Raw genomic sequence first — 24,113 nt, forward strand, 5'->3', positions numbered from 1 at the left:
CCTGCGGTCATGACCGTCAGTCGGGGGCTGGTGGAGGCGCAGGGCACGCGGTTCGCGGGGATCGACCCCTGGCTGCCTGCCGTGGTCGCGCCACCGGACGGGGACGTGATCACCGCCGCGCTGCCGGACGGCACGCGGGTCGCGGGCGTCGTGCAGCACCAGGTGCACGACCGGACGTCCGCGGCACGGCTGTGGTCGGCGACCGAGGTGTGGGAGCTGACGCCGCTGCTCGGCGGTGCGGGCGCGGCCGGGATGGACGCGCTGCTGCGCGCGTGGCGGCAGTGGATGGACCGGGCGGGTGCGGCCGAGCGGGACTCGGCGTGCGTGGTGACCTGGCCGAGCCGGGACGCCGAGGCGGCTCAAGCCCTGCTCGGCCACGGCCTGGTCCCGCTCTCCGTGATCGCCGTGCGCCGCACGTCACCCGCCGGTGTCACCCGCATCCCGTCGGCGATGGCCCGTGCCACACCGTCACGCACTCCTTCGCCCTCTCCACCGACCACGCTCGACTCCACGCGGTCCGGCCCGTCGTCCGCTCAGGTCAGACCTGACACCCACAATGCTGCGCCCATCGGACCCATCGGACCCATCGGACCCATCGGACCCATCGGGGCACGAGTCGGGCGTACGCCACCGCTCGCCGGGGCGCTGGCCGCACGCACCACGCCACCGTCCGGGACCTTCGCGATCCGCCGCGCCACGCCCGCCGACCTGGAGACCGTGCTCACCCTCGCGCTGGCCGAGCTGCGGTACTCGGCGCTGGTCGGGTCGACCGTGGACCGGCCGGAGGCAGCCGAGCTCAAGCGCCGCACGCTGGCCGAACGGCTCGCCGCGGGCGGTCCGGCGTGGTTGGCCGAGCGGGACGGGATCGCGGTCGCGCTGGCCGAGTGCGCGCTGGTCACGTCCGAACCGGGCAACTGGACGTCGACCCGGTTACCGACCGGCCGCTGGGGTTACGTGAACTGCGTGTCCGTGCTGCCCGGCGCGCGGGGCGCGGGGATCGGGCGACACCTGATGGCGTACGCGCACCGCGAGTTGCAGCGGCTGGGCACGGTCGGCAGCTACCTCTACTACAACCCGCCCAACCCGCTGTCCTCGGTGTTCTGGCCACGCCAGGGGTACCGCCCGCTGTGGACCGTGTGGGAGGTCCGCCCCGCAGGCGCGTTGCGCTAGCCGCAATCCAGCCTCACCGCGCCTCAGACCGCACTCCCACCCGCATCCCCGCACACGCGCCCACACGCTTTCGTACCTACGCACCCACACCCACGGGGGCCGTACCCGCGCGCCCGCACCCCACGGGCCCTAGCCACGCGCCCACACCCACGTGGGCCGTACCCGCGCGCTCGCACCCCACGGGGCCCTAGCCACGCGCCCACACCCACGAGGGCCCTGACCACATGCGTCCGAACCCCCCACGTCCGGAAATGTCCGGGTAGTCCGGTCGCGCTGCGCCATTTGGCGGACAGTGGTGCACTTGTCGCGCCGGATCACAGCTCACGCGGTTGCGGTCGGAGCAGTGCTGCGCCACTATTTGAACTGACCAGTCAGTTCAAAGAAGGGGTTACGCCGTGGAGATCCACGCTCAGCGCGTCGGCGTCGCCGGGCCGCACGGCCCGTTGCTCAAGCCGACCAGCCTGCGCGTGCCGCCGGGCGAGCTGGTGGTCGTGGCCGGACCCCCGGACGCGGGGCACACCGCGTTCGGCCTGGTGCTGTCCGGGCGGATGCGCCCGACCACCGGGTCCGTCACGCCGGACGCCGCCGGGCTGCGCAAGCAGGTCGTGCTGGTGGACTCGCCGGGCGTGAACGAGCCCGAGGCGTCGCTGTCGCTGTCCGGGGTGGTCGGCGAGGAGCTGGCCATGAACGGCCGGCGCAGCGGGCGCAAGGCGGTGGCCGACTGGCTGGTCGAGCGCGGGGCCGAGGAGCACATCGACGCGCGGTTCGAGTACGTGCCGGCCGACGTCCGGTGCAAGCTGATGCTGGAGCTGGCTGCGGGACGTCCCGGGGCGCGGGCGCTGATCGTGGACACGCCGGACCGGTACCACGGGGACCCGGCGGGCTGGCTCCGGCTCGCGCGCGAGCACGTGACGCCCGAAGTGTCCGTGGTCGTCCTGTGCACGACCACGTCGGCCGCGGTGCTCGACATCCCGGTGGCCCGCCTGGGCGCGGACAACACGCTGCCCACGCCCGAGGAGCACACCGCCAAGCACGCCCTCACCCCCACCGAACGCGACCTGCGCCCCGTCTCCCCCCACCCCGCGCCGCCCGTCGCCCCCACGGCCGCGCCCGCTGACAACGCTGTCACCACCACCGGAGCGAGTCCGGCCGCCGCCCCCGAGCAGCCGGCACCCCGCCGCCCCGCACAGGAACCGCCGGCGCCCGAACAAGCAGCACCGGATCAGCCCAAGCCCGACCACGCACAGCCCGACCACCCCGAGCCCGACCACGCCATCCCCGGACGGGCCGAGGCCGGAGCCCGGACCACGAAGCAACCCGCCACCGACGTCGGCGAGCCCACCCGGCCGGGCCTGCGCCCGGCCGTCGACCACGCCGAGGAGAACCAGTGACCGCCCTGCGGATGGCGTTCAACGAGCTGCGCCGCATCACGTCCGGCAAGCTGCCCAAGCTCGCCGTGCTGGCCCTCGCCCTGGTGCCCCTGCTCTACGCGGCCCTCTACCTCTACGCCAACAAGGACCCGTACGCGAACCTCAACCAGGTCCCTGCGGCTCTCGTCGTCCAGGACAAGGGCGCGACCGCGAGCGACGGCACGGTCAAGAACGCCGGCGAGGACGTCGCCACCGAGCTGATCTCCGGCCACAAGTTCGACTGGCACCGGGTGAGCGCCGACGACGCCGAGGAGGGCGTCCGCAACGGCAGCTACACGTTCGCGCTGACCCTGCCCGAGGACTTCTCCCAGGCGCTGCTGTCCTCCGGCGAGTTCACCCCGCGCCAGGGCGTGATCATGCTGACCACCAACGACGCGAACAACTACCTCGGCTCCACGATCGCCAACCAGGTCGTGGCCGAGGTGCGCCGCTCGGTGTCGGTGAAGGTCGGCGCGGAGGCGGCCGACAAGCTGCTGCTCGGGTTCTCCACGATCCGCGCGAAGACCGTCGAGGCCGCCGAGGGCGCGACCACGCTGGCCGACGGCCAGCAGGAGGCGCTGACCGGCAGCCAGAAGCTGGTCGACGGTGCCGGGCCGCTCGCCGACGGCGCGGCGCAGCTCGCCGCCGGGCTGCGCCAGCTGCGCGACCAGACCCAGGACCTGCCGGTGCAGGCCCAGCGGCTCGCGGACGGCGCGAAGCAGGTCTCCGACGGCAACGAGACCGTCGCCAAGGCCGCCGAGGACTACGCCGCCAAGGCCCAGGCCCTGGTCGGCCGGCTAGACCAGGTCAACGGCGACATCGCGACCCGGCTGCGCGCGGCGGGCTTCACCGAGGAGCAGGTGCAGCGCGTGCTCCAGACGTTGACCGAGGCGCGCGCCCCCGTGGACGACGCCAACGGCAAGGTGCAGGGCACGGCCGGCCAGCTCCGGACCCTCGCCAACGGCGCCAAGCAGGTCTCGGACGGCGCGGCGCAGCTCGCCGCCTCCACCCCGGCGCTCACCGGCGCGATCACCAAGCTCGACGACGGCGCGGCGCAGGTCGCGGCCGGCAACGCCCAGCTCCGCGACGGTGCGACCAGCCTGCGCGACGGCGAGCAGAAGCTCCTGGACGGCACGACCCAGCTGCGCGACGGGCTGAACGAGGGCGTCCAGCAGATCCCGAACCCGGACGACCCGACCCGCGAGTCCACCGCCGACACCATCGGCGACCCGGTGAACGTGCGCGGCGTGAGCCAGACGTCGGCGGGCAGCTACGGCGCGGGCCTGGCCCCGTTCTTCCTCGGGCTGGCCACCTGGATCGGCGCTTTCGTGCTGTTCCTGCTGCTCAAGCCGTTGTCGCGGCGTGGGCTGGCGGCCGGGCAGAACGCGCTGCGGGTGGCGTTGGGCGGGTGGCTGCCGGGCGTGCTGCTGGGCGCGGCGCAGGTCGTGATCATGTTCTCGGTGGTGACGTTGGTGGTCGACATCCGGCCCACCCACCCGGTCGAGACGCTCGGGTTCCTGCTGCTCACGTCGGCGACGTTCGTGGCGGTGCTGCACGCGTTGAACGCGCTGCTGGGCGCGGTGGGCAAGTTCGTCGGCCTGGTGCTGCTGATCCTGCAACTGGTCAGCGCGGGCGGCACGTTCCCGTGGCAGACGATCCCGGTGCCGCTGTACCCGCTGCACTACGGCCTGCCCATGGGCTACGCCGTGGACGGGCTGCGGCACCTGATGTACGGCGGGTCGCTGGGCAGCGTCGGGAAGGACGCGCTGATCCTGCTCGCCTACCTCGTCGGCTCACTTGCCTTGTCGACGTTCGCCGCGTACAAGCAGCGGGTGTGGACCCCGTCTCGTCTCAAGCCCGAGCTGGTGCTGTGACCAACACGCGACCCGGCCGCACCGCTGTCACCAAGCAGAAGCTGTTCGACGCCGCGCTGAAGCTGGTCGGCGAGCGCGGCGCGGCGAGCGTGACGGTGGACGAGATCGCCGCCGAGGCCGGGGTCGCGAAGGGCACCGTCTACTACAACTTCGCCAGCAAGGACGCCCTGGTGGACGCCCTGCTGCGGCACGGGGTGGAGCTGCTGGCGTCCCGGCTGCGGGTGGCCGAGGGCGAGGCGGAGACCGAGCGGGCGATGGAGTCGCTGGTCGACGGGATGCTGGGGTTCTTCGCCGAGTACCCGGCGTTCGGGCAGTTGCTGGTCAGCGAGCTGTGGCGGACGCCGGGCCAGTGGCACGGCACGCTGAACCTGCTGCGCGACGACATCGTCTCCATCGTGCGCGGCCAGATGCAGCGGCTGTCCGACGAGGGGCGGCTGCCGGAGGGCGTGCAGGTGGGCACCGCGTCGGCCGCCCTGTTCGGCACCCTGCTGGTGGTCGCCCTGGACTGGCAGGTCTTCCAGCCCGACCGGACGCTGGCCGAGGTCCGCGAAGCCGTGCTGATCCTGGTCCGCGGCCTGCGCCCGGCCTGACCTACCCACCCCGATCCGCCGCCCACCCGAACCAGCGACCCGCCCCGATCCGCCGTCCGCCCGAACCAGCGACCCGCCCCGCCTGACCTCGACCTTCTAGCGGACCGCCCACGTGTCGACGTCGCCGACCTGGTGCACCGAGGGCGGCTTGCCCTCCACCGCGCGGCGCACGGCCTCCAGCACGCCGACCGACGCCTCCTCGTGGCTGAGCCACCGGGTGCCGGTGCCGTGCTTGACGATGCCGAGCACCACCTGCTGGGTCGGGTGACCGGCCAGGATCGGGTCCGGGACGCCGTGCCGGGAGGCGATGCCGCTGCTGTCGTGCACCTCCACCACCGGCGCGTGCGGGGCCAGCAGCGGCGCGACGGCGCGCAGCACCGGCACCCGGTAGCTCAGGTGCACCCACGCCACCAGCAGGTCGGCCGGGGCGGGCAGCACCTCCCGGACGCGTTCGGCCAGTTCCTCGGGACGTTCCCAGTCGGCGTGCACCCACTTCAGCCCGGCCTCGGGCCCGACCTCGGCACCACTCTCGGACCTGCTCTGCGGCACGTGGCCGCGCCCGCCGAGCGCCGCGCGTGCGGCCATGCCCGCGCGCGGCGGTCTGCGCGAGGGCAGCACCACCCGCCAGCCCTGCGCCAGCAAATCGTCCGCGCAGCCCTGCAACATGCCGGTGCCTCCGAGCACCAGCGCCGTCCGCCCACTCATCGCACCGACTCCTCGCCGCGCTCCGCGGCGCGCCGGAGGGGCCCGGCGCACCACTGGTCTACTGCACGCTGCCCGCGCAGCCGGACCACCGCCAGTCGGGAGGCGTGCTCGCCGGCCAGCACCGCGGTGATCCGGTCGCGGGTGTGGCCGTGCGACTTCCACGCCCACCGCAACAGATGTTCCCGGTCGGTGAACACGGTGTGCAGGGGCGGTTCGGTGTTGCCGTTCCACAGTTCTTGCCGGCGCACCCGCCGCACGAGGGTCCGCACGGCCACCCGGCGCAGCACGGTGTGCTTCGGGTGGTCCAGCCAGACCAGCGTGTCGGCGTGCTCCAGCAGCAGCGGCCGGACGGCCGTGTACTGCCACTCGGTCGCCCAGGACGGGCCTTTCACCAGCTCGCGGACGTCGGCCTCGAACTCGGCCCGCCGAGTCCACTGTGGACCGTGGAAGAGCGAGTCCATCTCTACATAGGACAGACCGAGCACGTCGGCGACGCACCGGGCCATCGTCGTCTTGCCGGCACCGGAGGTGCCCGCGACCAGCACCCGCCTGGGCGAGTGCGGCAACTCGTCAGTAGGTCCCATCAGCGGCACCGGGAAAGGCTACCGCCGCGCCGCAACCCCCTCGGGGCTTCCAGGCGGGCCGCCAGGAGCACCTCGGTGGAAAACCTCCCACCAGCCAGGCTCGCGGTTCGCCGGCAGCACACCACCCGCTAGTCCTCAGTGGACTCGGCAGCCAGGACGACACCGTTGGCGCGCAGGCTGTCCAGGTGCCGCGAGATCACCTCGCGCATGAGGTCCGGCGTGGTCAGGTCGGGTTGCAGGACCGCGTTGACGGCCAGGCCGTCGAGCAGCGCGGCCAGCCGCTCGGCCTCCGGCGCCACGTCCGGCACCCCGATCCGCTCCAGCACCCGGCGGGCGATCGCCCGGATGCCGGCGTGCAGCCGGCGGGCGCCCGGCGCGAGGGCGGGCCGGGTGCGGGCGGCCCCGGAGAACTCCAGCCAGACCACGGCCTCGTCGTGCCGCGCCCGGTCCAGCGGCACGAGCTCGCCGAGCAGGGCCTCGACGCCGGCGCGCCGCCCCTCCGACGTGCCGGCCGCGTAGATCTGCTCGACCCGGGCCAGCACCCGGCGCTCGACCCGACCGGCGAGCTCCTCCAGCGCGAACACCAGCAGTTCGTCGTGGTCGGTGAAGTAGTGCCGCACCGAGCCGATCGCGAGCCCCGCCTCCTCGGCCACGTTGCGCAGCGACGCCTGCTCCAGGCCGTGCGCGCGGACGACCCGGAACACCGCCTCGGCGACGACGCGGCGACGGGCTTCGGCATCGACGACCCTGGGCACGCCCCCTTTTTAGCACAGTCGTGCTAGCTTAAGTAGCACGGTCATGCCATATAAGGGGGAGGCGCATGCTGACCTGGGTCCTGATCGCCGCGGCCGTGGTGGCGGTCGTGGTCAAGAGGTTCATGGGCGAGCCGCTCAACGCCCGTGACCTGTTCGGTCCGCCGCTCGTGCTGTTCGGCATCGGGGTGTACGAGCTGATCAAGACGTCGCTGACGCTGGTGGACGTGCTGTGGCTGGCCGCCGGGTCGGTGGTGGGCCTGGTGCTGGGGGTGCTGCGCGGCACCACGATCACGCTGTTCGTCCGCGACGACGTGCTGTGGCAGCGGTACACGCCGTGGACGGTCGCGGTGTGGGCCGGGTCGCTCGCGGTCAACTTCGGGCTGGGGCTCGCGGCGACGTCCGCCGGGATGCACGCCGAGGCGCGGCCCATGACGTTGTCCATCGGCGTCGGCCTGCTCGGCGAACTCGTGCCGGTGGGATTGCGGGCGATCCGTTCCGGCGTTCCGTTCGCGCCGCAGCGGCGGTGAGCCGCGGTTGCGCCGACGACCGGCCGACGGATCGCGAAACGGAAAATTCCGCTCCCGTCTTTGCGGTGGGCACCGCATACTGTGCGCACACAATGCAGGGGGAAGAGATGACCTACCCGAACTCCGGGCGACCGGAAAACCAGCCGCAGTACCCGCTTCCGGACCAGTACGGCACGCCGGGCCCGGCGACCACCGCCCCCCAGCCCGCCGCACCGCTCTACCAGCCCACCGACCAAGGTTTTCAGCCCACCGACCAGGGCTTCCAGCCGGCCGAGCAGGTCTTCCAGCCCGCCGTGCAACTGCCCGCGGGCCCGGAATTCCAGCCGACCGGGCAATCCGCGCCGGCCGGACCGCCGCCGGTACCGCCGCGCAAGAAGACCGGCCTGATCGTGCTCTCGGTGCTCGCCGTGGTGTTCTTCGCGACCGCCGGCGTGTTCGGCGTGCTGTACGCCGAAAAGGTGAGCGAAAACGACCGGGTCAGCACGCAATTGGCCGACAAGGAAAAGGAACTCACCGATTCCGGGACGAAGCTGAAGGACGCGCAGGACGAGGCGTCCAAGGCCAAGGACGCCGCCCAGATCGCCGAGACCGGCCGCAAGCGCGCCGAGGACGACGGCGCGGGGATGGTCAAGTGCCGCGACGCCGCCCGCGCGCTGCGGGAGGCGATCTTCGCCAAGGACGAGGGCCGCGCCGACAAGGCGTTCCTCGACGTGGTCGCGAACTGCTGACCGTTCAGCAGGGCGGGAACAGCCCGCGGGTGCCGGTGCCGCGGGCTGCCGCGTCGGTGAACCGGCAGCCGTACCGGGGGTCCGCCACCGCCGCAGGATCGTCCACGACGTCCGCCGCGGGCTGTGTCCCGGTGTCCACCCAGGTCACGAGGTCGTCCCAGGCCCAGCCGACCTCCGCCGGGCTGAAGTCGCAGTGCTCGACCGCGCGGATCGCACGCTGCGCGAGCAGGTGCGAGCGGCCGTGCGCCCGGACGTCGCGCTGGTACTGCTGCTCCATCGAGAACGGCACGAACAGGTCGCCCAGACCGTGCAGGGACAGCACCGGCGCGCCGGGCCGGCCGACCACCTGCGGCACCTCGGTCAGCTCCGGCGCGAGCCGGGCCCCGAGGTCGGCCGGCGCGGTGCGTTCGACCACGCGGTCCAGGTCGACCGGGGCGTTCGGCGCGTAGCGGGTGTCCAGGTTGGTGGCCACCCCGATGGGGTTGAACGCCAGGCCCGGTTTCGGCTGGACCGTCCCGACCAGGTCGAACAGGAAGTCCTTCCAGTGCGCGAACGCGGCCCGCGCGCCAGGCCGCTCGCCGCCGCTGCGCTGGGTCACGAACGCCGCGAGCTGCTCGCCGCGCTCGGTGGGCGTGCCGTAGAGGCCGAGCGCCGACTTGATCTTCGGCACCGCCACCGCCGGGTAGTCGCGGGGCAGTGGGAAGGCGTCGACGCCGGCCAACGCCTGGGCGACGAGCTGGTAGTCCAGCAGGTAGTCGAACAGCTCCTGGTCGCCGAGCACGCCGCACATCGGCAGGGCCGCCCGGTAGAAGCCGGGGTACTCCTCCAGCGAGCGCCCGATGACGTGCCCGCCCATGGAGACGCCCACGACGAACACGTCCTCGGGCTTGCCGACCAGCTCGGCGAAGCGCACGGCCAGGTCGTGCGTGCTCTCGACGCCCGCTCTCACGTCGTAGCCGTTGGCGTAGTAGCTGGACGACGCCCACGCGAAACCCTGCTCCAGCAGGCGTTTGCGCAGTTCGTAGCCGGGTTCCTCGACAACGAGGGTGGTGCCGGGGCCTCGGTAGCCGTGCGCCCACATGACCAGCCGGCCGTTCCAGCGGGGCGGGACCTCGATCGCGAACCCGGCGTGCTTGTGCACGCCCTGCACCACCCGGCTGGGCTCGCCGCCGACCAGCGAGGGCGACAGCACCGGGTTGGCGATCGTGTAGCCGGGCAGCGGCTGGTCGTCCGACGCGGCCGATCGCGCGTCCGACGTGGTCGCGTCCGGTCGTGCCGGGTCCACCGGCACCGCGCTCGCCGCGGCGAACAGCAGGGCCAGGACGGACACCACCCCCAGTATCCGGCGCATGACCCCGATTGTGCTCACCACCGGAGGTCGGCCACCAGCTCCTCATGGGTGAGGGTGAAGGTGAGCGAGTAGCTGAGCCGGACCACGTCGACGTCGGACCGGTCGAGCCGCACGCCCGGGAACGCGCGGCGGGCCAGCGCCAACATCGCCAGGTTCTCGCGCAGCACCTCGCCGGTCAGCTCGGTGTAGCTCAGGTCGGTGGCGAGCCGGCCGATCTCGGCGATCAGGCGGCTGCCGACGCCCCGGCGCTGCCACCGGTCGACCACGGCGATCGCGATCTCGGCGACGGTGTCACCGACTTCGCCGGCGGCACCGGCTTCGCCTGCGTCACCGAGGGCGGCGAGGCGGGCGATCCCGATGGCGCGGTCGCCGGACTCCGCGACGACGGCCACCCGGCGGCGGCCGTCCAGGTCGGTCAGCTGCCGGCGCATGGCCCCGGTGAGCCGGGGCACCGGCGCGTGGAACCGCAGGTAGCGGCTCTGCGCCGACAGCCCCTCGAAGACCGCGTCGACGGCGGCCCCCGCGTCGGCGCGGTCGAGCACGCGGAGTCTGGTCATGACGGCCCCCTAGGTTCGGAATCCGAACCCTAGCTGGATCCGATTTCCGAACGCAAGGCGTATCCTGCGGGCATGTCGCCTGTGAAGGTCGCCGACGAGCTGTGCACCGTCTCCCTGCCCGCCGCGCTGCTGGGTGAGCGGTGGACGTTGCTGCTGCTCCGGCAGGCGTTCCTGGGCACGCGGCGGTTCGAGGACTTCCAGTCGGCGATGGACATCTCGCGCAGCGTGCTCACCGAGCGGCTGGCGAAGCTCGTGGACGAGGGCATCCTGCGCCGGGTCGCGTACAAGGACGTCCGGACCCGCCACGAGTACCGGCTCACCGAGAAGGGCCTCGACCTGTACCCGGTGCTGATGGCGCTGCGGAAGTTCGGCGACAAGTGGATGTCGCCCGAAGGCGGCACGTCGTTCGACCTGCACCACCACGAGTGCGGCGGGAACGTGGACGTGCGCGTGCACTGCGCCACGTGCGGCAACGAACTCTCCGCCCGCGACGTCCGCGTCACCCCCCTGCGCTGACCCGACCGCCCGCGGCCGGCCTCGGTAAGGGGTCGACGAGATCGGTTCGGACCGCTTGGCCGAGTCGCCGATCCGCCGGTAAGAAGGAAGACTCCGCCTCGGTCGGGACGCCCCGAGTTTTGCGGAAAGCCTGGTGTAGGCGCGATCTTCGTCTTCGTCCCAGCGAGTTCGGTCATGATCCGCTGGGCGCGTCATCGCTCGGACCAGTGCACGCAGCCGGGTCGGGTCCACGAGCGAGTAGAGGTCCGAGGACGCTTGGAGTCCGTCCGCTCTCCGCCGCCACCGCGTGGCGTCACGGGACAGCAGGTCGTGCAGGATCAGACCGACTCTCGCCGCACGCACGAACTGGGCCAGGTCGTCCTCCCACGGCGTCCCGACGGCCGCCCACTCATCTTCGATCCAGTGCGGAGGTCCCTCTTGTCCTTCCGCACCCGTACCCGCGTCGAGTCGATCAACGTCACCACGTCCGCCGTCATCTGCTGCGCCAGGAGCCGCGCCACCGCCGCATCAGCCTCTCCGAAAGCAGCCAGGTAGGCACCGAACTTCGGGTTGTGCTACAGAGCGCGTGCCACCGCACGCTCCCTGAGCGTGGGAGAGGCTGCGGGTCGGGATACCGGGTAGGCCGACACCACCGACGCGCACACCGTCGGCAACAGGGACGGATTGATCGTGAGGGCTCCGACCGCCACATCCCTGATACCGCCGAGCACGCCCATCGGGTCAGGCAGGTCGCCGAAGGTCGACCGGAGGCGCTTGTCGAGCGCCTCCGGGGACAGGTCGTCCACGTCGACCGAGGGCCACCAGTGGGCCGGGGGGCGGGGCGGGGGGCGGGGCCGCCTGCGGCCTTTGACACGACGACCGTGCCCTGGACGCCCGAGGCGAAGAAGGTCGGTTCGTGGCCCGCGCGGGCGCGGACCCCGGGGTGGACGTAGTGGTACAGCTCCGAGGCGGACAGGTAGCCGTCCTGGTCGACGTCGGCTTCCGGGTCGTGCAGGCCCTCGATGAGGGCTTCGGTGAACAACGACCGGGAGCTCTGCTCCAGGGCGGGTTGCCAGCGGTCCGTGGCGGTCAGGACGACGTACCCGCGTCCGTCGTGGTCGGCCAGCACGCTGTCCGGCAGCGACTTGTCGGTGAAGCCGGCGATGATGCTCGCGCTGAAGCAGCAGTCCAGCAACAGGATCCGGCTGCCGGCGCGGGACTTCTCCAGGCTGTCGCGCACGAGCGCGCTCTCGCAGCTCGTGGCGCTGATCAGGTCGGCTTCGCTGTCGGTGGTCGCGAAGTACAGCCGACCCTCACGGTCGCGCTGCCCGTGGGCCGGAGATGTAGACCAGCACGGTGTCCTCGGCGCGCTTGTCCGCGGCGATGCCGGCCACCTCGTAGCGCACCTCCGACGCGGGCCGGTCGACGCACGACGTCACCTCGAACCCGCCCAGGTCCGGGTCGCGCAGGACGGCGGCCAGCCGGCGCACGTCGTCGACCGGCGACCAGAGCTGCGGGTACGCCGGGTCCGCGTAGGCGTTGGTCCCGATCAGCAGCGCGAAACGTCCCACAGCGACCTGCCCGCCCACCCCGTCCCGGGAACCGGACACGTCCGAAGATCGGCTGCGGGCGAGGACCCGTTACACCGCGTGCCGCCGCCGGCACCAGTGCGGGGTCAGTGCGCGGCCTCGTCCCACGAGCGGCCGACGCCCACGGAGACCTCCATCGGGACGCTCAGCTCGTAGGCCTGGCCCATCTGCTCGCGGACCAGGGCCTCGACGGCGTCGCGCTCGCCCTCGGCGATCTCCAGGACGAGTTCGTCGTGCACCTGCAGCAGCATCCGGGAGCGCAGGCCGGACTCCCGCAGCGCGGTGAACACGCCCAGCATCGCGACCTTGATGATGTCCGCCGCCGAGCCCTGGATCGGGGCGTTCAACGCCATCCGCTCGGCCATCTCGCGGCGCTGGCGGTTGTCGCTGTTGAGGTCGGGCAGGTAGCGCCGGCGGCCCAGGATGGTCTCGGTGTAGCCCTTCTTCCGGGCGTCCTCCACGATCGCGTGCAGGTAGTCGCGCACGCCGCCGAAGCGGGCGAAGTACGCCTCCATCTGCTCGCGCGCGTCGTCGGCGGTGATCCGGAGCTGCTGGGCCAGGCCGTAGACCGACAGGCCGTACGCCAGGCCGTAGGACATCGCCTTGACCCGGCGGCGCTGCTCGGCGGAGACCTCGGCGGTCGGCACCGAGAACGCCCGGGACGCGACGAACGTGTGCAGGTCCTCGCCCGACCGGAACGCCTCGATCAGGCCCGCGTCCTCGGACAGGTGGGCCATGATCCGCATCTCGATCTGGCTGTAGTCGGCGGTCATCAGCTCGGCGTAGCCGGGGCCGACGACGAACGCCTCGCGGATCCGGCGGCCCTCGTCGGTGCGGATCGGGATGTTCTGCAGGTTCGGGTCCGTCGAGGACAGCCGGCCGGTCGCGGCGATGGTCTGGTGGAACGTGGTGTGGATGCGGCCGTCGTCGGCCACCGACTTGAGCAGGCCGTCCACCGTGGACTTGAGCCTGGTCACGTCGCGGTGCGCGAGCAGGTGCTGGAGGAACGGGTGCTCGGTCGCCTCGAACAGGTTCTGCAGCGCGTCCGCGTCGGTCGTGTAGCCGGTCTTGGTCTTCTTGGTCTTGGGCATGTTCAGCTCGTCGAACAGCACCGTCTGGAGCTGCTTGGGCGAACCGAGGTTGATCTCCTTGCCGATCACCGCGTACGCGTCCTGCGCGGCCTGCTTCACGCCCGCCGCGAAGTGCGCCTCCAGCGCCGCCAGGTGCTCCGAGTCGATCGCGATGCCGACCGACTCGACCTCGTCCAGCACGTTCATCAGCGGCAGCTCGAGGCCCGCCAGCAGGCTCTCCTGCCGGGTCTCCACGAGCTGCGCGTCCAGCGCGTCGGCCAGTTCGACGACCGCCGCCGCGCGCACGATCGCGTTCTTCGCGGTCTTCTCGCGCTCCTCGTCCTCGTCGGCGAGCAGCGAGAGCTGGCCGTCGTCGGGCTCCTCGGCGCGCAGCTCGCGCTGCAGGTAGCGCAGCGCCAGGTCGTCCAGGGCGAAGCTGCGCTGACCGGGCCGGACCAGGTACGCGGCCAGGGCGGTGTCGCTGGTCAGGCCCGCCAGCCGCCAGCCGCGGGCGCGCAGGGCGCGCAGCGGCAGCTTCAGGTCGTGGCCCGCCTTGGCCGCCTGCTCGTCGGCCAGCCACGCGACCAGGGCGTTCTCGTCGGCCTCGGTGAGCGCGGCGACCTCGACGTAGCCGCCCTCGGCACCGGCGAACGCGATGCCCTCCAGGTCGACGCCGGTGTGCCGGAAGGCCAGCCCGACCCGCCGCCCGGTGGCGTTGGCGGCGAGCCACCCGGCGAGCGCGCCCGGCGCGATCGGGCCGCCGGAGACCTCGAAGCCCTCCTCGGCCTCGGGCTCGGCGGAGGGCAGGGTGGCGAACAGGCGGTCGCGCAGGACCCGGAACTCCAGCTCGTCGAACAGCCGGTGCACGGCGTCGCGGTCCCAGTCCCGCGCCGCCAGCTCGGCCGGGCCGACCGGCAGCTCCACGTCCCGGACCAGCTCGGTGAGCTGCCGGTTGAGCATGATGTTGGCCAGGTTGGCGCGCAGCGCGTCACCGACCTTGCCCGCGACCTCGTCGACGTGGTCGATCAGCCCGTTGAGCGAACCGAACTGGTTGAGCAGCTTCACGATCGTCTTCGGGCCCACGCCGGGGGTGTTGGGCAGGTTGTCCGACGAGTCGCCGCGCACCGCCGCGTAGTCGGCGTAGAGCCCGGGGGTCACGCCCTGCTTCTCCAGCACCAGCTCGGGGGTGTACCGGGCCATCTCGGAGACGCCCTTGACCGGGTAGAGCACGGTCACCTTGTCGTTGACCAGCTGGAGCGCGTCGCGGTCGCCGGTACAGATGAGCACCTCGAAGCCCAGGTCCGTCGCCTGGGTGGTCAACGTCGCGATGACGTCGTCGGCCTCGAAGTTGTCCTTCTCCAGGGTCTGGATGTTGAGCGTGCCCAGCACGTCCTGGATGAGGCTGACCTGCCCCTTGAACTCGTCCGGTGTCGCGCTGCGACCGGCCTTGTACTCGGAGTAGGCCTCGGTGCGGAAGGTCTTGCGCGAGACGTCGAAGGCCACCGCGATGTGCGTGGGCTTCTCGTCGCGCATGAGGTTGATCAGCATCGAGGTGAAGCCGTAGACCGCGTTCGTGGTCTGACCCGTGTTGGTCTGGAAGTTCTCCTTGGGCAGCGCGAAGAACGCCCGGTAGGCCATCGAGTGGCCGTCGACCAGCAGCAGACGGGAGGCTTCTGAAGTGCTCACGGGGCGAGTCTAGGGTGAGGGTCCGACAGTCATGCACCGAGTGGAGCAGCCACGTGAGCACGAGCCCAGAGGACGTCCCCGGCGGTCCGGTGGAGGTGCCGGGCGCGGACCAGGCGGTCGCGCACGAGCAGTTGACCACCAAGATGGGGATCGAGATCACCCGATGGGATGCCGATCGGCTGGTCGGCACGATGCCCGTGAAGGGCAACCGCCAGCCTTACGGCCTGCTGCACGGCGGGGCGAGCGCGGTGCTGGCCGAGACGCTGGGGTCGATCGCGGCGGCCATGCACGCAGCCCCCGAACGGCTGGCGGTGGGGCTGGAGCTGTCCTGCACCCACCACCGGGGCGTGACCGAGGGCCTGGTGACCGGGGTGTGCACGCCGATCCACCGGGGCCGGTCGACCGCGACCTACGAGATCGTGCTCAGCGACGAGCAGGGCCGGCGCACCTGCACCGCCCGGCTCACCTGCTTCCTCCGGGCCGTGCCCACCGACAGCACGTCCATCGGCACCCCGCCGGAGGGCCAGGCGTCCCAGGGCCAGGCAACCCAGAACTAGCCACCGCGCCTATGGTCTAGGCATGAGGTGGTCCGGGTTGGTGGTGGCGGCGTTGGTGGTCGCCGGGTGCAGCAGTGCCCCGGCCTCGGAGACCCCTCCGACCTCCTCGCCGCCCACCTACCCGGTCCCGCCGGGCACCGCGCGGCCGGACGAGAAGGTGCTGCACCTGCCGACGACCTCGGACGGCGACACCGCGTTCACCCTGGTCGGGCTGACCACCGGGATGGACGCGCTGATCGGCAGCCACGCCGAGTTCGCGGCCAAGGGCCAGTTCGTCCGGATCCGGCTGAGCGTGGTCAACAACGGGCGCAGCAGCGCGTCCTTCGACGCCCGTCGGCACCTGCTCGTGGACGACCGGAAGGTCGAGCACCCCGTCGACACCCAGGCGATGACCATCAAGCGGCAGCCCGAGGTGATCGACCTCGGCGCGAACGTCCGGCTGGAGTACGACGTCTACTACGACCTGCCCGCGGACGCGAAACCGCTGGCGCTCAAGGTGTACGGCGGCCCGACGCTGACCGACCTCAAGGACGCGTCGAGCACGGAGATCCTGCTCACCCAGTGATCCCGGCCCGCCGAGGACGCCGGCCACGACACCGGCCACGACGCCAACCGCGCGAGCCCCGCCGACGAGAAGGCCCGCCGACGCGTGGTCGGCGGGCCTGTCCCGGTCAGTGGTGCTCTGTCCTCAGTGGCCGCCGAGGTAGGCGGCGCGGACCTGCGGGTCGTCCAGCAGCTCCAGGCCGGGGGCGGACTTGACCACCCGGCCGGTCTCCAGCACGTAGGCCCGGTCGGACAGCTTGAGCGCCTGCTGGGCGTTCTGCTCGACCAGCAGCACCGTCGTGCCGCGCTTGTTGATCTCCTTGATGATCTCGAAGATCTGGGCGATCAGCATCGGCGCGAGCCCCATCGACGGCTCGTCCAGCAGCAGCACCTTCGGCTTGGTCATCAGCGCCCGGCCGATGGCGATCATCTGCTGCTCGCCGCCGGACATGGTGCCGCCGAACTGGGTCTTGCGCTCGGCCAGCCTCGGGAACAGCTCGTAGACCTCGGCCAGGTCGGCGCTCAGGTCGTCCTTGCGGGTGTAGGCCCCCATCAGGAGGTTCTCCTGCACCGTCATGCCGGGGAACACGCCCCGGCCCTCGGGCGACTGGCCGATGCCCAGCAGCACCCGCTTGTGGCCGGGCATCCGGGAGATGTCCTGGCCGTCGAACACGACCTTGCCGCTGGTCAGCGGGCGCAGGCCGGAGATGGTCTTGAGCGTGGTCGTCTTGCCGGCGCCGTTCGCGCCGATCAGCGAGACGATCTCGCCCTGGTCGACCTGCAGGCTGATGCCCTTGATGGCGGCGATCTTGCCGTAGTGGACGTTGATGTCCTTGACCTCAAGAAGCATCTTCGGACACCCCCAGGTAGGCCTCGATGACCTTCGGGTTGTTCTGCACCTCTTGCGGCAACCCTTCTGCGATCAGCTGGCCGAAGTCGAGCACCGCGACGCGGTCGCTGACACCCATGACCAGGCTCATGTCGTGCTCGATGAGCAGGACGGTCCGCCCGCTGTCGCGGATCTTGCGGATGAGGCGCTGGAGGGCCTCCTTCTCCGCCGGGTTCATGCCGGCGGCCGGCTCGTCCAGCAGCAGCAGCTTCGGGTCGGTGGCCAGCGCGCGGGCGATCTCCAGCCGGCGCTGGTCGCCGTACGGGAGGTTCTTCGCGGTCTCGGTCATCCGCGCCGAGATGCCGACGAAGTCGAGCAGCTCGCGCGCCAGCTCGCGGCCGCGCTTCTCCTCCTTGCGGTGCCACGGCAGGTTCAGCGTCGCACCGACCGCACCGGTCCTGTGGTGCGCGTCCGCGCCGACCATCACGTTCTCCAGCGCCGACATGTTGTGGAACAGCCGGATGTTCTGGAAGGTGCGGGCGATGCCCCGCTTGGTGATCTTGAACCGCTTGGTGCCGTTGATCCGCTCGCCGTTGAACAGGACCTGGCCCTCGCTGGGCTGGTAGACGCCGGTGACCACGTTGAACACCGTGGTCTTGCCCGCGCCGTTCGGGCCGATCAGGGCGAAGATCTCGCCCTCCCCGATGCTGATCTTCGCCTCGCGCAGCGCCACGACGCCGCCGAAGCGCATCGTCACGTTGTCCAGCTGAAGGACGGGAGTGCTCACTTGGCCGCCTCCGTCGTCGACACGTCCGTGTCCGGGCCCGGGACCTCGGCGCCCATGGTGCCCATTCCGCCTGTTCCCTCGTGCAGTTCCGCCTTGCGCCGGCGCGAGGGCAGCAGGCCCTCCGGCCGCAGCGCCATCATCAGCACCAGCACGCCGCCGAAGATCAGGATGCGGTAGTCCGCGAAGTCGCGGAACCGCTCCGGCAGCCAACCGATCAGGAACGCGCCCAGGATCACGCCCGGCAGGTTGCCCGAGCCGCCCAGCACGACCGCGGCCAGGATCGTCGCGGACAGGATGAACGGGAACGTGTTGGGCTCGATGAACACGGCCTTGCCGGCGTAGATGCCGCCCGCCAGGCCACCGATCATCGCGCCGATCGCGAACGCCAGCAGCTTGAACTTGAACGTCGGCACGCCCATCAGCTCGGCCGCGTCCTCGTCCTCCCGGATCGCGGCCCACGCGCGGCCGACCCGGCTCTTCTGCAACCGCACCGAGAAGATGACGACCAGCACGATGGCGGCCACGATCAGGTAGTAGTACGGCGCGGGGTCGAGCAGGAACTTCGTGCCGAACACGGGCGGCGGGTGCGGGATGCCGGTGATGCCGCGCGCGCCGCCGATCTCGTCGGTGTTGTTCGCGGTGATCCGGACGATCTCGCCGAAACCGAGCGTCACGATCGCCAGGTAGTCACCGCGCAGCCGCAGGGTCGGCGCGCCGAGGATGACGCCCGAGACCGCCGCCAGGATGATGCCGAACGCGACCGTGGCCCAGTAGTTCCAGCCGAAGTGGGTTCCGTAGTAGGCGACCGAGTAGCCGCCCATCGCGAAGAACGCGACGAACCCGAGGTCGAGCAGGCCCGCCTGGCCGACCACCACGTTCAGGCCGACCGCGAGCAGGATGTAGGTGCCGATCGGGTAGATCAGCACGGTCGTCCAGTCCGACTCGGGCGACATGAACGCGCCGATGCCGGGCGCGGGCAGGATCAGCGCGCCGACCACCAGGGCGATGTAGACCAGGTAGCGCTGCCAGACCTTGGCGTTCTCCCACCAGTCGCGCAGCCGGTCGATCCCGCGGCCGACGCCGTGGAAGCCACCGCGCTTCGCCGGAGTTTCTTCCGTCGTCGTCACTTCGTCGCCTTTCATGCCCGTGCCTTCTGGAGCGATTCGCCGAGGATGCCCGTCGGGCGGAACATCAGGACGACCACCAGGACGGTGAACGCGATGACGTCCTTCCACTCGGAACCGAGGAAGATCGCGCCCCAGTTCTCGATCAGCCCGAGCACGATGCCGCCCATCAGCGCACCGCGCAGGTTGCCGATGCCGCCGAGGACCGCCGCGGTGAACGCCTTGATGCCCAGCACGAAACCGATCAGGTACGAGGTGTTCTCGATCTCCATGATGTAGAGCGAGCCGGCCACGCCCGCCATCGCGCCGCCGAGCAGGAACGTCACCCGCACGACGTTGTCGATGCTCACGCCCATCAGGACGGCGGCCTCGGGGTCCTGGGCGGTGGCCCGGATGCCGCGACCGATCCGCGTCTTGTTCACCAGCTGGTCCAGCCCGACCATCACCAGGACCGCCGCGACCACGACGATGACCTGGTCCAGCCGCACGTCGACGTTGCCGACCGTGAACAGCGTGTCGCGGGCGACGAACCTGGGGGCCGACGCCTGGTTGCGACCGGGCTTGTCGATCAGCGCCTTGATCAGGACCAGCCCGAAGAGCTCCTGGAGGAACAGCGACGCGCCGATGGCCGAGATCAGGGCGGCCAGCCGGGTCGCGCCCCGCTTGCGCAGCGGCCGGTAGGCCACCGTTTCCAGGACGACCGCGGACGCGCCGGAGACCGCCGCGGACACCAGCATCAACAACAGCAGCACACCGACCAGCGCGAACCCGGTGAACGGGGCGCTCGGGGCGATCGCCAGCAGCGTCACCAGGGACGCGAACGTGCCGATCATGAAGATCTCGGAGTGCGCGAAGTTGATCAGGCGCAGCACGCCGTAGACCATCGTGTAGCCCAGGGCGATCAGCGCGTAGATCGAGCCGATCACCAGCCCACCCACCGTGCTGGGTAGGAACTGGTTGAGGAAATCATCAAGCATGACAGGTTGCCTCACGAGACGGGGCGGGGGGAGAGAAAGTTCTTCGCCACAGGGGTGGGGAGCGGGAGCCGACGACACGTCGTCGACCTGCCCCGCTCCCCAGCGCTGCCTAACCTCGGTTCAAACCGTCTCGCCGGATCAGCCCTCGAGCTTCGCGGTGGCCGACGGGCCGAGCAGCTTGAGGACACCGCCCTTGACCTGGTAGACGAAGATGGCGTTGTTCTCGGGCTCGCCGTTGGCCTTGAACTTGATCGGCTTGGACACGCCCTCGAAGCTCACCGTGGACAGGAAGGTGTTGATGTCCTCGGAGGTCGTCTTGCCCGCCTGGACGGCCTTGATGTAGGCGGTCGCGGCGTCGTAGCCCTCGGTCGAGTAGATCGCCGGCTCGGAGCTCGCCGCCTTCTTGTAGTTGTCGTAGAAGGTCTTCGAGGCACCGGTGACGTCCGCCGACGGGATGTTGCACGGGCAGGCGATGACCGCGCCCTCGGCCGCGGCCGGACCGGCGCCGCTGACCAGCTGCGCGTCGAGCGAGCCGTCGCCGGAGGCGAAGATCGTCTTCACGTCGCCGTCCCGCAGCTGCTTGAGCAGCCGGCCGCCCTGGGCGTAGTAGCCGCCGAAGAAGATCACGTCCGGGTTGGCGGCCTTGACCTTGGTGACGGTGGACGAGTAGTCCGACGCGTCCTTGGCGAACTTGTCGGTCTCGACCTCGACGCCCTTCTCCTTGAACGTCTTGGTCACCGCCTCCGCGAGGCCGACGCTGTACTCCTGGTCGTCGGACAGGACGAACGCCTTCTTGGGGCTCTTCGCGGTCGCCAGGAACTCGGCGATGCGCGGACCCTGGTCGTTGTCGTTCGCGACGACGCGGTGCCAGTACTTCCAGCCGTTGCTGGCCAGACCGGCGTTCGTGGCCGACGGCGAGATGCTGGGGATCTTGCTCTCCTCCAGCGTGCCGCCGATGGCCTTGGACTCGCCGGAGAAGGCCGGGCCGATCAGGGCGGCGATCTTGTCGCTGCCGACCGCGGTCGTGATCAGCGAGGTGGCCTGGTCGGGCTTGCCCTGGCTGTCGTACTTCTTCAGCTCGATCTTGACCTTGGGGTTCGTGGCGTTGTACTCGTCGATCGCCATCTTCGCACCGTTGTAGGGCGGAATCACGATCCCGGAGTTCTCACCGGTGAGGTCACCCATGAACCCGATCTTGACCGTGGTGGCGTCGCCGCCAGATTCGCCGCCGCCACTAGTGCCGCCGGCGCAAGCCGCGAGCACCAGCGACGAAGCCGCCGCCAGCACCAGAACTCGGCCGAGTCGTGCTCCTGACACCGGAATACCTCCCATGACCAACCAGCCCGCCGGTAGGCGGCGCCCCCGCACGAGGGCTTGGGTTAGGGCAGGAACGTAGCTTCAGTTGTGTTCCGTGAACAGGTGGTCTTCCTGCTCTGTGTCCACATCGTGACGGTAGTCACCGGCAAATACGCGCGCGTTAACAGTCTTAAATCCAGCTCAAATAGCCACAGGTCACAGGGTCAATGCGCGCAGTGACCAACAATGGGCACGGCTGTGTGTCCGATACCCGAACAGGTAACTCAGCCGAAGTTTTCGATGACCGCTTCGGCGACGGCCTTCATGGTGGTGCGCCGGTCCATGGCGGTGCGCTGCACCCAGCGGAAGGCCTCGGGCTCCGACAGGCCCTGCTTGCTCATCAGCAGGCCCTTGGCGCGCTCCACGACCTTGCGCGTCTCCAGGCGCTCGGTGAGGCCCGCGACCTCGTTCTCCAGCGCCTGCAACTCGGCGAACCGGCTCATCGCCAGCTCGATCGCCGGCACCAGGTCGCGCTTGGCGAACGGCTTGACCAGGTACGCCATCGCGCCCGCGTCGCGGGCCCGCTCGACCAGGTCGCGCTGGCTGAACGCGGTGAGGATGACGACCGGGGCGATCCGCTTGGCCGCGATCGCGCCCGCCGCCTCGATACCGTCCACCTTGGGCATCTTCACGTCCATGATGACCAGGTCCGGCCGCAGCCGCTCGGCCAGCGTGACCGCCTCGTCGCCGTCGGCGGCCTGGCCGGCCACCTCGTAGCCCTCTTCGCGCAGCATCTCGACCAGGTCGAGGCGGATGAGGGCTTCGTCCTCGGCGACGAGCACGCGACGCGGCGCGGCTTGGTCCGCGGACTGGGCCTCGGCAGCCTGTTGGGTCACCGGGGTCCTCCTGACGGTCGGCACTGGCGGCACTCGACGCGAGCGCACCGGGTGAAAGGGCAGTCTACCGGCGCGGCCGGAGCGCACAGCCTGGTCGGGCCGTGATCGCGACCACCGACCGCCGTTCGGGCAGCCGGTGGCCGCCACCCGGTCGAACGCGGTGCGTGATCACGGCCCACGTCAGGAGGAGCCCCGGTCTAGCCGACGGGCCTGGTCGGGGGCTCCCACCAGCCGGTCACGCCCTCCGGCCACTCCAGCGCGCCCAGCGCGTCCTCCTTGGTCGGGTCCGGCGGGTCGGTTTCGCGCAGGTAGAGGTCGTACCAGCCGGTGGTGAGCCCGAGGCCGCCCGCCGGGCTCGGCGTCTCGACCGCGTTCGGCAGCCCGAAGACCGGGTGCAGCAGCCGGTCCGCGATCGGGGCGACGCCGATGCTCTCGGGCCACTCCAGCCACCACTTGTCATCCTGGGGCAGGGAGCGCAGCCAGGGAGCGCGGGTGAACAGGTGGTAGCGGCGCAGCACGGCGCTGCCCAGCCCGGTCCGCCGCGGGAACTCCGCCAGGTGCTCGCGCTCGGCGGCGCTCAACGGACCTTCGATGAACGGTCCGCGCAGGTCACGACCTTTGAGGAGGTTCTTGACGTAGGCCATGCCGGCGTCCCACGCGTCGTCGTCCACCCCGGACACGATGACGCTCGCGTCGAGGTCCAGCAGGCGGAGCTCGATCGAGCGGGGGTGCCGCTCGACGCGCAGGCCGGCCACGCCGGCGACCCACCGGTCCTCGTCGCGGGGCAGCACCTCGTAGAGCAGCGGGCCGAGCGCGTGCTCGGCGAGGTGCAGGCGGGGGGTGTCGGCCGGTTCGACGGACGCGAACACGTGCGCCGGGCGCAGCATCGAGGCCGGCGGCTTGAGCTGGAGGTGGGAGGACGCCTCGGTCGCGCTCTGCAGCACGACGCACTCCAGCGTGCGCTGGTCGTCGGTCGGCGCGTCGGGGAGGAGCAGTCCGCGCACGTCGGCACGGCCGGCGAGGGCGTCGACCACGCGTTCGCGGCGGTCCTCGGGGAGGTTGTGCAGGACGTGCTTGACGGCCGGCGTGGCCTGGCTCAGGTTCTCGCCGGTGTAGGCCCGGCGGAGGTCGACCAGTTGTTCGGTCAACGACGAACGTGACATCGCGGTCCTCGCTCCCGCCGCCCGGCTCGGCGAACAAGGACGCGTACACGCGCCACACGGTCGACTGGGGTACTGCCTGGTCGCGGTCAAGGGGTGACTACACCCTGCGGCGGATCACGCCACCCGGTTGCCGGGGAGTGGCTCCAGCCTCACGTCTGTCCACACACGCCGTGATCGACGGTACCAGGCTTGGCCGCCGGCCCCCGAGTCGATTGTCCCACGAGGGACCGACAGTCCCGCGTTCACCGGAGATCGGCTGGGTCGCCACCACCGGGATCGGCTGATCGGCGTCCCCCGGAGATCGGCTGATCCGCGTCGACCGGGGAGACCGCCCGTGCGGCCGGCCGGCGAGGTGTGAGCGCGGCGGACTCAGCCCAGTTGCGGGATTCGGGCGAGCCGGGTTCACGGTCGGCGAGATCGGCGCGGAGGGGTGTTCACAGTTGACGAAATGGAGAGCCGGCAAGCGCGGCGGACGGGTTCGGGTGGTGCGTCCCCGGGGTTTGCGGGGGCGTTCCCAGGCACGGCGACCGGCGTTCGGGAGTTCGGCGAATGGACCCGGCCGGGTTCGCCGGCGGGAGTTCCGGGCGGGACGTTCCCCTCGTTCGACGTGAGCCGTTCGCGGTTGCGGTGATCCACGTTTGCGCACTGCGCAAGAAATCCGCCCCGGTGGCATTCCCGGCCATACTCCGCCGGGCCGCGAACGTCCGCCGCCCGGTCCCGAGCACCCTCTCCGGCCGCGCACCGAGAACTGCCGGATTGTGGCGGTGGCGGCGGATTCGGGCCGGGGGTCGCCGTGCTGGGGCTGAGCACCAGCCTTGCCGGCCGCGCATTGCCCCCGCCGGCCGCGGTCC

General features: G+C 71.2%; 24 protein-coding genes. 9 read left to right on the forward strand and 15 right to left on the reverse strand.

What is annotated here, in order from left to right; genetic code table 11:
- The first annotated feature begins 9 nt into the window (after positions 1–9).
- From BN6_RS49265 to BN6_RS32270, 4 genes are all read left to right on the forward strand, one after another.
- Complete coding sequence (locus tag BN6_RS49265; RefSeq protein WP_015104039.1) at positions 10–1,170, forward strand: GNAT family N-acetyltransferase; 1,161 nt, start codon at positions 10–12, stop codon at positions 1,168–1,170.
- A gap of 395 nt (positions 1,171–1,565) precedes the next feature.
- Positions 1,566–2,561, forward strand: a complete 996-nt coding sequence (locus BN6_RS49830; protein WP_015104040.1) for a P-loop NTPase family protein — start codon at positions 1,566–1,568, stop codon at positions 2,559–2,561.
- Entirely contained in the window at positions 2,558–4,453 is a 1,896-nt protein-coding gene (locus tag BN6_RS32265) for a YhgE/Pip domain-containing protein (protein WP_015104041.1), read from the forward strand. Before BN6_RS49830 ends, BN6_RS32265 begins: the two co-directional genes overlap by 4 nt.
- Positions 4,450–5,043 (forward strand): TetR/AcrR family transcriptional regulator, encoded by a 594-nt coding sequence (locus BN6_RS32270; RefSeq protein ID WP_041314825.1) that lies wholly within the window; start codon positions 4,450–4,452, stop codon positions 5,041–5,043. The genes BN6_RS32265 and BN6_RS32270 overlap by 4 nt, the downstream gene beginning before the upstream one ends.
- A 96-nt stretch (positions 5,044–5,139) precedes the next feature.
- Here the strand turns inward: BN6_RS32270 and BN6_RS32275 are convergent, their stop codons facing one another.
- From BN6_RS32275 to BN6_RS32285, 3 genes are all read right to left on the reverse strand, one after another.
- Positions 5,140–5,748, reverse strand: a complete 609-nt coding sequence (locus BN6_RS32275; protein WP_015104043.1) for a Rossmann-fold NAD(P)-binding domain-containing protein — start codon at positions 5,746–5,748, stop codon at positions 5,140–5,142.
- Positions 5,745–6,332, reverse strand: coding sequence for a P-loop NTPase family protein (locus BN6_RS32280; protein WP_015104044.1), 588 nt, complete (start codon positions 6,330–6,332; stop codon positions 5,745–5,747). The genes BN6_RS32275 and BN6_RS32280 overlap by 4 nt, the downstream gene beginning before the upstream one ends.
- Before the next feature lie 128 nt (positions 6,333–6,460).
- Positions 6,461–7,087 (reverse strand): TetR/AcrR family transcriptional regulator, encoded by a 627-nt coding sequence (locus BN6_RS32285; protein ID WP_015104045.1) that lies wholly within the window; start codon positions 7,085–7,087, stop codon positions 6,461–6,463.
- A 65-nt stretch (positions 7,088–7,152) separates the two neighbouring features.
- On the opposite strand from BN6_RS32285, the gene BN6_RS32290 reads away from it, so the two are divergent.
- Together BN6_RS32290 and BN6_RS32295 are read left to right on the forward strand one after the other, a co-directional pair.
- On the forward strand, positions 7,153–7,614 hold the full coding sequence (locus BN6_RS32290; RefSeq protein ID WP_015104046.1) for a DUF1453 family protein: 462 nt from the start codon (positions 7,153–7,155) through the stop codon (positions 7,612–7,614).
- A complete protein-coding gene (locus BN6_RS32295; protein WP_148303107.1) occupies positions 7,611–8,342 on the forward strand; it encodes a hypothetical protein in 732 nt (243 codons plus the stop codon). Before BN6_RS32290 ends, BN6_RS32295 begins: the two co-directional genes overlap by 4 nt.
- A gap of 4 nt (positions 8,343–8,346) precedes the next feature.
- Here the strand turns inward: BN6_RS32295 and BN6_RS32300 are convergent, their stop codons facing one another.
- The gene (locus BN6_RS32300) at positions 8,347–9,693 is read right to left on the reverse strand and encodes an alpha/beta hydrolase (protein ID WP_084672953.1); all 1,347 of its coding nucleotides are present in this window, start codon (positions 9,691–9,693) and stop codon (positions 8,347–8,349) included.
- A 14-nt stretch (positions 9,694–9,707) separates the two neighbouring features.
- The gene (locus BN6_RS32305; RefSeq protein ID WP_015104049.1) at positions 9,708–10,250 is read right to left on the reverse strand and encodes a GNAT family N-acetyltransferase; all 543 of its coding nucleotides are present in this window, start codon (positions 10,248–10,250) and stop codon (positions 9,708–9,710) included.
- Between the two features lie 72 nt (positions 10,251–10,322).
- Between BN6_RS32305 and BN6_RS32310 the strand changes: the two genes are divergently transcribed.
- Entirely contained in the window at positions 10,323–10,766 is a 444-nt protein-coding gene (locus tag BN6_RS32310; RefSeq protein WP_015104050.1) for a winged helix-turn-helix transcriptional regulator, read from the forward strand.
- Between the two features lie 554 nt (positions 10,767–11,320).
- Here the strand turns inward: BN6_RS32310 and BN6_RS32315 are convergent.
- From BN6_RS32315 to polA, 3 genes are all read right to left on the reverse strand, one after another.
- Entirely contained in the window at positions 11,321–11,551 is a 231-nt protein-coding gene (locus BN6_RS32315; RefSeq protein WP_041314829.1) for a hypothetical protein, read from the reverse strand.
- Between the two features lie 507 nt (positions 11,552–12,058).
- Positions 12,059–12,355: a caspase family protein gene (locus BN6_RS32320; RefSeq protein WP_041314832.1), complete on the reverse strand. Its 297-nt coding sequence runs from the start codon at positions 12,353–12,355 to the stop codon at positions 12,059–12,061.
- A gap of 65 nt (positions 12,356–12,420) precedes the next feature.
- Positions 12,421–15,090, reverse strand: coding sequence for a DNA polymerase I (gene polA, locus BN6_RS32325; protein ID WP_015104053.1), 2,670 nt, complete (start codon positions 15,088–15,090; stop codon positions 12,421–12,423).
- A gap of 53 nt (positions 15,091–15,143) precedes the next feature.
- On the opposite strand from polA, the gene BN6_RS32330 reads away from it, so the two are divergent.
- Positions 15,144–15,647 carry a hotdog fold thioesterase gene (locus BN6_RS32330; RefSeq protein ID WP_015104054.1) on the forward strand — a complete coding sequence of 168 codons (504 nt, stop codon included), beginning with the start codon at positions 15,144–15,146 and terminating at the stop codon, positions 15,645–15,647.
- A 22-nt stretch (positions 15,648–15,669) separates the two neighbouring features.
- Positions 15,670–16,212, forward strand: a complete 543-nt coding sequence (locus BN6_RS32335) for a DUF4352 domain-containing protein (protein ID WP_041314835.1) — start codon at positions 15,670–15,672, stop codon at positions 16,210–16,212.
- 123 nt (positions 16,213–16,335) lie between these two features.
- Here BN6_RS32335 and BN6_RS32340 read toward each other — a convergent pair whose 3' ends face one another.
- The 7 genes from BN6_RS32340 to BN6_RS32370 all read right to left on the reverse strand — a co-directional run bounded on the left by BN6_RS32340 (position 16,336) and on the right by BN6_RS32370 (position 23,262).
- On the reverse strand, positions 16,336–17,040 hold the full coding sequence (locus BN6_RS32340; RefSeq protein WP_015104056.1) for an ABC transporter ATP-binding protein: 705 nt from the start codon (positions 17,038–17,040) through the stop codon (positions 16,336–16,338).
- The gene (locus BN6_RS32345) at positions 17,030–17,770 is read right to left on the reverse strand and encodes an ABC transporter ATP-binding protein (protein WP_085983619.1); all 741 of its coding nucleotides are present in this window, start codon (positions 17,768–17,770) and stop codon (positions 17,030–17,032) included. Before BN6_RS32345 ends, BN6_RS32340 begins: the two co-directional genes overlap by 11 nt.
- Before the next feature lie 32 nt (positions 17,771–17,802).
- A complete protein-coding gene (locus tag BN6_RS32350; protein WP_015104058.1) occupies positions 17,803–18,948 on the reverse strand; it encodes a branched-chain amino acid ABC transporter permease in 1,146 nt (381 codons plus the stop codon).
- Positions 18,945–19,907 carry a branched-chain amino acid ABC transporter permease gene (locus BN6_RS32355; protein ID WP_015104059.1) on the reverse strand — a complete coding sequence of 321 codons (963 nt, stop codon included), beginning with the start codon at positions 19,905–19,907 and terminating at the stop codon, positions 18,945–18,947. The genes BN6_RS32350 and BN6_RS32355 overlap by 4 nt, the downstream gene beginning before the upstream one ends.
- Positions 19,908–20,045: 138 nt before the next feature.
- Positions 20,046–21,224: a branched-chain amino acid ABC transporter substrate-binding protein gene (locus BN6_RS32360; RefSeq protein WP_015104060.1), complete on the reverse strand. Its 1,179-nt coding sequence runs from the start codon at positions 21,222–21,224 to the stop codon at positions 20,046–20,048.
- A 263-nt stretch (positions 21,225–21,487) separates the two neighbouring features.
- Positions 21,488–22,099 carry an ANTAR domain-containing response regulator gene (locus BN6_RS32365; protein ID WP_015104061.1) on the reverse strand — a complete coding sequence of 204 codons (612 nt, stop codon included), beginning with the start codon at positions 22,097–22,099 and terminating at the stop codon, positions 21,488–21,490.
- Positions 22,100–22,296: 197 nt separating this feature from the next.
- The gene (locus tag BN6_RS32370; RefSeq protein ID WP_015104062.1) at positions 22,297–23,262 is read right to left on the reverse strand and encodes a hypothetical protein; all 966 of its coding nucleotides are present in this window, start codon (positions 23,260–23,262) and stop codon (positions 22,297–22,299) included.
- Positions 23,263–24,113: the final 851 nt, after the last annotated feature.

It is taken from the genome of Saccharothrix espanaensis DSM 44229 (genome assembly GCF_000328705.1).
GTDB classification, from domain to species: domain Bacteria; phylum Actinomycetota; class Actinomycetes; order Mycobacteriales; family Pseudonocardiaceae; genus Actinosynnema; species Actinosynnema espanaense.

Coding starts and splice junctions, on each gene's coding strand:
- BN6_RS49265 (WP_015104039.1), top strand. CDS start 10: ATGACCGTCAGTCGGGGGCTGGTGGAGGCGCAGGGCACGCGGTTCGCG.
- BN6_RS32275 (WP_015104043.1), bottom strand. CDS start 5,748: ATGAGTGGGCGGACGGCGCTGGTGCTCGGAGGCACCGGCATGTTGCAG.
- BN6_RS32280 (WP_015104044.1), bottom strand. CDS start 6,332: ATGGGACCTACTGACGAGTTGCCGCACTCGCCCAGGCGGGTGCTGGTC.
- BN6_RS32290 (WP_015104046.1), top strand. CDS start 7,153: ATGCTGACCTGGGTCCTGATCGCCGCGGCCGTGGTGGCGGTCGTGGTC.
- BN6_RS32300 (WP_084672953.1), bottom strand. CDS start 9,693: ATGCGCCGGATACTGGGGGTGGTGTCCGTCCTGGCCCTGCTGTTCGCC.
- BN6_RS32305 (WP_015104049.1), bottom strand. CDS start 10,250: ATGACCAGACTCCGCGTGCTCGACCGCGCCGACGCGGGGGCCGCCGTC.
- BN6_RS32310 (WP_015104050.1), top strand. CDS start 10,323: ATGTCGCCTGTGAAGGTCGCCGACGAGCTGTGCACCGTCTCCCTGCCC.
- BN6_RS32335 (WP_041314835.1), top strand. CDS start 15,670: ATGAGGTGGTCCGGGTTGGTGGTGGCGGCGTTGGTGGTCGCCGGGTGC.
- BN6_RS32340 (WP_015104056.1), bottom strand. CDS start 17,040: ATGCTTCTTGAGGTCAAGGACATCAACGTCCACTACGGCAAGATCGCC.
- BN6_RS32345 (WP_085983619.1), bottom strand. CDS start 17,770: ATGCGCTTCGGCGGCGTCGTGGCGCTGCGCGAGGCGAAGATCAGCATC.
- BN6_RS32350 (WP_015104058.1), bottom strand. CDS start 18,948: ATGAAAGGCGACGAAGTGACGACGACGGAAGAAACTCCGGCGAAGCGC.
- BN6_RS32355 (WP_015104059.1), bottom strand. CDS start 19,907: ATGCTTGATGATTTCCTCAACCAGTTCCTACCCAGCACGGTGGGTGGG.
- BN6_RS32370 (WP_015104062.1), bottom strand. CDS start 23,262: ATGTCACGTTCGTCGTTGACCGAACAACTGGTCGACCTCCGCCGGGCC.